Annotated in this window: 7 protein-coding genes; 6 read left to right on the top strand and 1 reads right to left on the bottom strand. The window is 71.5% G+C overall.

Annotation, left to right across the window (positions count from 1 at the left end; all coding sequences use genetic code 11):
• Positions 1–113: 113 nt before the first annotated feature.
• From HW130_RS32170 to nusB, 3 genes are read left to right on the top strand one after another with little or no spacing between them, the layout of a single operon-like run.
• Entirely contained in the window at positions 114–1,220 is a 1,107-nt protein-coding gene (locus HW130_RS32170; protein ID WP_177153304.1) for an aminopeptidase P family protein, read from the top strand.
• A gap of 59 nt (positions 1,221–1,279) precedes the next feature.
• The gene (gene efp / locus HW130_RS32165; RefSeq protein WP_177153303.1) at positions 1,280–1,846 is read left to right on the top strand and encodes an elongation factor P; all 567 of its coding nucleotides are present in this window, start codon (positions 1,280–1,282) and stop codon (positions 1,844–1,846) included.
• A gap of 2 nt (positions 1,847–1,848) precedes the next feature.
• The gene (gene nusB / locus HW130_RS32160) at positions 1,849–2,277 is read left to right on the top strand and encodes a transcription antitermination factor NusB (RefSeq protein ID WP_177153302.1); all 429 of its coding nucleotides are present in this window, start codon (positions 1,849–1,851) and stop codon (positions 2,275–2,277) included.
• Between the two features lie 714 nt (positions 2,278–2,991).
• Here the strand turns inward: nusB and bldD are convergent.
• Positions 2,992–3,492 (bottom strand): transcriptional regulator BldD, encoded by a 501-nt coding sequence (gene bldD, locus HW130_RS32155; protein ID WP_005319862.1) that lies wholly within the window; start codon positions 3,490–3,492, stop codon positions 2,992–2,994.
• A 230-nt stretch (positions 3,493–3,722) separates the two neighbouring features.
• Here bldD and pyrR point away from each other — a divergent pair, with 230 nt between their 5' ends.
• The 3 genes from pyrR to HW130_RS32140 all read left to right on the top strand — a co-directional run bounded on the left by pyrR (position 3,723) and on the right by HW130_RS32140 (position 6,657).
• The gene (gene pyrR, locus HW130_RS32150; protein WP_177153301.1) at positions 3,723–4,298 is read left to right on the top strand and encodes a bifunctional pyr operon transcriptional regulator/uracil phosphoribosyltransferase PyrR; all 576 of its coding nucleotides are present in this window, start codon (positions 3,723–3,725) and stop codon (positions 4,296–4,298) included.
• 89 nt (positions 4,299–4,387) lie between these two features.
• A complete protein-coding gene (locus HW130_RS32145; RefSeq protein ID WP_177153300.1) occupies positions 4,388–5,365 on the top strand; it encodes an aspartate carbamoyltransferase catalytic subunit in 978 nt (325 codons plus the stop codon).
• Positions 5,366–5,370: 5 nt separating this feature from the next.
• Positions 5,371–6,657, top strand: a complete 1,287-nt coding sequence (locus HW130_RS32140) for a dihydroorotase (protein ID WP_177153299.1) — start codon at positions 5,371–5,373, stop codon at positions 6,655–6,657.
• Positions 6,658–6,660 lie beyond the last annotated feature (3 nt).

The following is a 6,660-nucleotide window of genomic DNA, read 5'->3' as shown; positions in this document are numbered from 1 at the left end:
GGTGGGGGAAGCGCCCCGCGCAGCGGCCGTGCCCCCGGCCCCCCGCGCCCGGAAGGGGCCCCGCTCGGCCGCGTCACCAGGCCGGTCCGCCATCGGGCTCGTACGCTCGGAGAATGTCCGAGGTCTTTGGCGCCCGACGCAGTCGGCTGCGCGACCGGTGCGCAGCCGCCGGCAGCGCAGCGGTCCTGATCTCCCGACCCGCCAACGTCCGCTATCTCGCGGGCGCCGCCCCGTCCGGCGCCGTGCTGCTGCTCGGCCCAGACGAGGACGCCCTGCTGTGCCCCCGCACCCCCACCGGCGACCCCGTCGACGGGCGGCCCGACGAGGAGCTGCGGCTGACCGTGCTCCCCACCTCCGCCGGCGACCCGGCCGTCGCCGCCGCCGAGCTGGCGCGCGGCTCCTCGGCGGACGCGCTGGCCGTGGAGGAGCACCACCTGACCGTCGCCCGGTACCGGGCCCTGCAGTCCGTCGCACCGCGTCTGCGCATCACCGACCTCGGTCTCGCCGTCGAGCAGCAGCGCATCGTGAAGGACGAGGACGAGATCGCCTGTCTGCGCATCGCCGCCGAGATCACCGACCAGGCCGTCGGGGAACTCCTCGAGTCCATCCTCGTCGGCCGCACCGAACGGCATCTCGCCCTCGAACTGGAGCGCCGTCTCGTCGATCACGGCGCCGACGGCCCCGCCTTCCCCACGTCCGTGGCCACCGGCCCGAACTCCGGGCGGCCCGGCCACCGCCCCAGCGACCGCCGTGTCGAGGAGGGCGACTTCCTGTCCATCTGTCTCGGCGCCAACTACCGCGGCTACCGCTGCGAGATCGGCCGCACCTTCGTGATCGGCACGACTCCCGCGGACTGGCAGGTCGAGCTCTACGAGCTCGTGTTCGCCGCCCAGCGTGCAGGCCGCGAGGCACTGCTGCCGGGCGCGGCCTACCGCGAAGTGGATCACGCGGCACGCCAGATCCTCGACGCCGCGGGCCACGGCGACGACCTCGCCCCCCGCACGGGGCACGGCGTCGGGCTCGAAATCGGTGAGGACCCGCAGCTCGCTCCTGCGGCCATGGGTAAACTGGACGCTTGCGTGCCGGTCACCGTCGAACCGGGGGTCCACCTCCCGGGCCGGGGCGGCGTCCGGATCGATGACACGCTCGTCGTGCGCCAGGAGGCGGACGGCGGCCCCGAGCTACTCACCATCACGACCAAGGAGCTGCTCGCGCTCTAGTGCGCGCCTCCGCAGCCACTGGGTCGTCCACCAGCGTCAGTCCAGGAGATTCCGCAACCGTGGCTTCCACGAACGACCTCAAGAACGGCATGGTGCTCAAGCTCGACGGAGGCCAGCTCTGGTCCGTCGTCGAGTTCCAGCACGTCAAGCCCGGCAAGGGCCCGGCCTTCGTGCGCACCAAGCTCAAGAACGTGCTCTCCGGCAAGGTCGTCGACAAGACCTTCAACGCAGGCGTGAAGGTCGAGACGGCCACCGTCGACCGCCGCGACATGCAGTTCTCGTACATGGACGGCGAGTACTTCGTCTTCATGGACATGCAGACCTACGACCAGCTGATGATCGACCGCAAGCAGGTCGGCGACGCGGCGAACTTCCTCATCGAGGGCTTCACGGCCAGCGTCGCGCAGCACGAGGGCGAGGTGCTCTACGTCGAGCTCCCGGCCGCCGTCGAGCTCACCATCCAGCACACCGAGCCCGGCGTGCAGGGCGACCGCTCCACCGGTGGCTCCAAGCCCGCCACCCTGGAGACCGGCTACGAGATCCAGGTCCCGCTGTTCATCACCACCGGTGAGAAGATCAAGGTCGACACCCGTTCGGGCGACTACCTCGGCCGGGTGAACAGCTAACCGTGGCTGCCCGTAACAAGGCCCGCAAGCGGGCCTTCCAGATCCTCTTCGAGGCCGACCAGCGCGGGGCGTCCGTGCAGACGGTCCTCGCGGACTGGGTCCGGCACGCCCGTTCGGACGACCGTCAGCCGCCGGTCGCCGAGTACACCATGGACCTCGTCGAGGGTTACGCGGAGCACGCGGACCGCATCGACGAGCTCATCGCCACGTACGCGGTCGGCTGGACGCTGGACCGGATGCCGGTCGTCGACCGCAACATCCTGCGGCTCGGTGCGTTCGAGCTGGTGTGGATGGACGAGACGCCCGACGCGGTGGTGATCGACGAGGCGGTGCAGCTCGCGAAGGAGTTCTCCACCGACGAGTCGCCGTCGTTCGTGAACGGCCTGCTGGGCCGCTTCAAGGACCTCAAGCCGAGCCTCCGCCGCGACTGAGCCGCGCGGCGGCGCGGCCGGCTTCACCGGGCCCGGGGCAGAAGACGACCGTCTTCTGCCCCGGGCCCGGTGCTTTTCGGCCACGCCGAGCACCCTGCGCCCCCGCCGGCGCACCGAAAAGATCCCGCCACGGGTCGGACTGTGAGGATTCCGTGCGAACGTCCGTGAGGCGAGCGCAGGCCCCGCCAGGACCGCTGCCCCAGCCGCCCTGGAGCCGCGAGGTATGGCCCCGCCCGAGTCAGGACCGCTGTCGGGCACCGTGGCCAGGGCCGGGGCACTGCCAGGCGTCCGCTGGGCGGCGGGCAGGTCCTGCCGGGACCGTTGCCGCAGCCGGTGTGCGGGGGGTCTGCGAGGCGGGCACCCACGGCTGAGGGCCGCCCGGCCCGCGGTGGGGCCGCCGGCCCCGTCCGAGCCCCAGTCGCGTAGGCGTTCGTGAGGCAGGGGCAGGCGCCGCCGGGCCGCCGCCCGGCGTCCGGCCTGCCGGGCGTCCGCGAGGTACGGCCAGGCCCGGGCCAGGGCCGCTGCCAGAGCGCGACTCCCCGAGGCGGATCCGGGCGCGACCGCCAGGACGCCCGGCAGCGCCCCGCCGGGCCGCGGCCAGGGGCCGCCCACCCCGCTCGCCGTCTCGTCGGCCGGCCGCGCCCCGTACGACGGAGGGCGGGCCGGTCGAAGCCGGTCCCGCCCTACGGCGTGACGTTTTTTCAAAAAGTGAGGTCAGCTCTCTTCGTGCGCGACCGCACGACGCGCGTCCGCGTCCAGCACGCCCCAGCTGATCAGCTGTTCGGTCAGGACCGAGGGCGACTGGTCGTAGATCACGGCCAGCGTGCGCAGGTCGTCCTGGCGGATCGAGAGCACCTTGCCGTTGTAGTCGCCGCGCTGCGACTGGATCGTCGCCGCGTAGCGCTGCAGCGGGCCCGCCTTCTCCTGCGGGACGTGGGCCAGGCGCTCCAGGTCCAGGACGAGCTTCGGCGGCGGCTCGGCGGCCCCGCCCGGCGTCGTGCCCGGGAGCAGCTCCTGCACCGGGACGCCGTAGAAGTCAGCGAGCTCGGCAAGGCGCTGCACGGTCACGGCACGGTCGCCGCGCTCGTACGAGCCGACCACGACGGCCTTCCAGCGGCCCTGGGACTTCTCTTCCACGCCGTGGAGGGACAGTCCCTGCTGGGTGCGGATGGCGCGGAGCTTGGCCCCGAGCTGTTTTGCGTATTCGCTGGACATATAGCTCCCCGGACGCTGTGACAACGTGCGGCTCCGCCGCGCGACTGGTAACTCACTGTGAGGTTACGCAGCGTGACTTGGCTGAGTCAAGCCGAATGATCCGGACCGGTTTCGGCCACGGGCCGGCCTACCCGGATCAGTACACCTATCAAGCACTGGTAACGTGGACGGCGCAATTCCGACGTCCTTTAAGAACCGTCCCGTGAGGCGGAGAAGGAGGTCCGTTTCATATGGACACGCAGAACTCCGATGCGGCCCGCCCCGTTCTCGAGGCTCCCGACATCGCGCGGGTACTGACCCGCATCGCCCACGAGATCGTCGAACGCGCCAAGGGCGCCGACGACGTGGTGCTCCTCGGCATCCCGACCCGCGGCGTCTTCCTCGCCCGCCGGCTCGCCGACAAGCTCGAAGGCATCACCGGCCGGAAGGTGCCGGTCGGCTCCCTCGACATCACCATGTACCGCGACGATCTGCGGCTGAAGCCCGCCCGTGCGCTGGCCCGCACGGAGATCCCGGGTGACGGCATCGACGGCCGTCTCGTCGTCCTCGTCGACGACGTGCTCTTCTCCGGCCGCACCATCCGCGCCGCGCTCGACGCCCTCGGCGACATCGGGCGCCCGCGCGCCGTGCAGCTCGCGGTCCTCGTCGACCGCGGCCACCGTGAGCTGCCCATCCGCGCCGACTACGTCGGAAAGAACCTCCCCACGTCGCTGCGCGAGACGGTCAAGGTCCAGCTCGCCGAGGAGGACGGTCGCGACACCGTGCTGCTCGGCCTGCGGGAGACCGCCGCGGCCGGCGAGCGGTAGCACCTCCGTACGACCCACCCCTCGTACGGCGTGCGCTGCTGCGCGCCCGCATGTCTTACGAACCTCCACAGACCTGGAGAAACACCCAGATGATGCGCCACCTCATCTCGGCCGCCGACCTCACCCGCGACGACGCCGTCCTCATCCTCGACACCGCCGAGGAGATGGCCCGGGTCGCCGACCGGCCGATCAAGAAGCTCCCCGCACTGCGCGGCCGCACGGTCTGCAATCTCTTCTTCGAGGACTCGACCCGCACCCGGATCTCCTTCGAGGCCGCCGAGAAGCGCCTGTCCGCCGACGTCATCAACTTCGCCGCCAAGGGGTCGAGCGTGTCCAAGGGCGAGTCCCTCAAGGACACCGCCCAGACCCTGGAGGCCATGGGCGTCGACGCCGTCGTCATACGGCACAGCGCCTCCGGCGCCCCCTACCGCCTCGCCACCTCCGGCTGGATCGACGCGCCCGTCATCAACGCCGGTGACGGCACCCACCAGCACCCCACCCAGGCCCTGCTCGACGCCTTCACCATGCGCCGCCGACTCGTCGGCAGGGACGCCGGGCTGGGCCAGGACCTGGCCGGGAAGCGGATCACGATCGTCGGCGATGTCCTGCACAGCCGGGTCGCCCGCTCCAACGTCGACCTGCTGCACACTCTCGGCGCCCACGTCACGCTCGTCGCGCCACCCACCCTCGTGCCCGTCGGCGTCGGCACCTGGCCCTGCGAGATCTCGTACGACCTGGACAGCACGTTGCCCAAGTCCGACGCCGTGATGATGCTGCGCGTCCAGCGCGAGCGCATGAACGCCGCCTTCTTCCCGACCGAGCGCGAGTACTCCCGCCGCTACGGCCTGGACGGCGACCGCATGGCCAAGATGCCCGAGCACGCCGTCGTGATGCACCCCGGGCCGATGGTCCGCGGCATGGAGATCACCGCCGAGGTCGCCGACTCCGACCGCTGCACGGTCGTCGAGCAGGTCGCCAACGGCGTCTCCATCCGCATGGCCGTCCTCTACCTGCTGCTCGGCGGCAACGAATCCGACGCCCCCAACCCCCGTACCGAGGAGAAGTAAGAACCATGAGCAAGATCCTTATCCGCGGTGCGAAGGTACTCGGCGGCGAGGCGCAGGACGTCCTCATCGACGGCGAGACGATCGAGGCCGTCAGCTCCGGGCTGTCCGACGAGGGAGCCCAGGTGATCGAGGCCGGCGGGCAGATCCTGCTGCCGGGTCTGGTCGACCTGCACACCCACCTGCGCGAGCCCGGCCGTGAGGACTCCGAGACCGTCCTCACCGGCACCCGCGCCGCCGCGAGCGGCGGCTACACCGCCGTGTTCGCCATGGCCAACACCTTCCCGGTGGCCGACACCGCGGGCGTCGTCGAGCAGGTCTACCGGCTCGGCAAGGAGTCGGGCTACTGCGACGTGCAGCCCATCGGCGCCGTCACCGTCGGCCTGGAGGGCAAGAAGCTCGCCGAGCTCGGCGCGATGCACGAGTCCGCGGCCGGCGTCACCGTCTTCTCCGACGACGGCAAGTGCGTCGACGACGCCGTGATCATGCGCCGCGCGCTGGAGTACGTGAAGGCGTTCGGCGGCGTCGTCGCCCAGCACGCCCAGGAGCCACGGCTCACCGAGGGCGCCCAGATGAACGAGGGCATCGTCTCCGCCGAGCTCGGCCTCGGCGGCTGGCCCGCCGTCGCCGAGGAGTCGATCATCGCCCGCGACGTGCTCCTCGCCGAGCACGTCGGCTCCCGCGTGCACATCTGCCACCTGTCGACCGCCGGTTCGGTCGAGATCGTCCGCTGGGCCAAGTCCCGCGGCATCGACGTCACCGCCGAGGTCACCCCGCACCACCTGCTGCTGACCGACGAGCTCGTGCGCTCCTACAACCCGGTCTACAAGGTCAACCCGCCGCTGCGCACCGAGCGCGACGTCATGGCGCTGCGCGAGGCGCTGGCGGACGGCACGATCGACATCGTCGCCACCGACCACGCCCCGCACCCGCACGAGGACAAGGACTGCGAGTGGGCCGCGGCGGCCATGGGCATGGTCGGTCTGGAGACCGCCCTGTCCGTGGTCCAGCAGACGATGGTCGAGACGGGGCTGCTCGACTGGGCCGGCGTCGCCGACCGCATGTCGTACGCGCCCGCGCGCATCGGACGGGCGGCCGGGCACGGCCGGCCCGTCTCGGCAGGTGAGCCCGCGAACCTCACGCTGGTCGATCCGGCATACCGTGGAGTCGTGGACCCCGCGGGCTTCGCCTCCCGCAGCCGCAACACCCCCTACGAGGGCCGTGAGCTGCCGGGACGTGTCACCCACACCTTCCTGCGGGGCCGTGCGACGGTCGTGGACGGGAAGCTGGCGTGACAC

Origin of the sequence: Streptomyces sp. PKU-EA00015 (genome assembly GCF_013387495.1) — a bacterium.
Lineage (GTDB): Bacteria > Actinomycetota > Actinomycetes > Streptomycetales > Streptomycetaceae > Streptomyces.
Note: the sequence above shows the minus strand (reverse complement) of the source record. Positions and strands in the feature narration are given on the sequence as shown.

What these genes read in the sequence shown, in the direction of transcription:
- HW130_RS32145 (WP_177153300.1), top strand. Translation starts at nt 4,388, where the DNA reads ATGATGCGCCACCTCATCTCGGCCGCCGACCTCACCCGCGACGACGCC.
- HW130_RS32140 (WP_177153299.1), top strand. Translation starts at nt 5,371, where the DNA reads ATGAGCAAGATCCTTATCCGCGGTGCGAAGGTACTCGGCGGCGAGGCG.
- bldD (WP_005319862.1), bottom strand. Translation starts at nt 3,492, where the DNA reads ATGTCCAGCGAATACGCAAAACAGCTCGGGGCCAAGCTCCGCGCCATC.
- HW130_RS32170 (WP_177153304.1), top strand. Translation starts at nt 114, where the DNA reads ATGTCCGAGGTCTTTGGCGCCCGACGCAGTCGGCTGCGCGACCGGTGC.
- pyrR (WP_177153301.1), top strand. Translation starts at nt 3,723, where the DNA reads ATGGACACGCAGAACTCCGATGCGGCCCGCCCCGTTCTCGAGGCTCCC.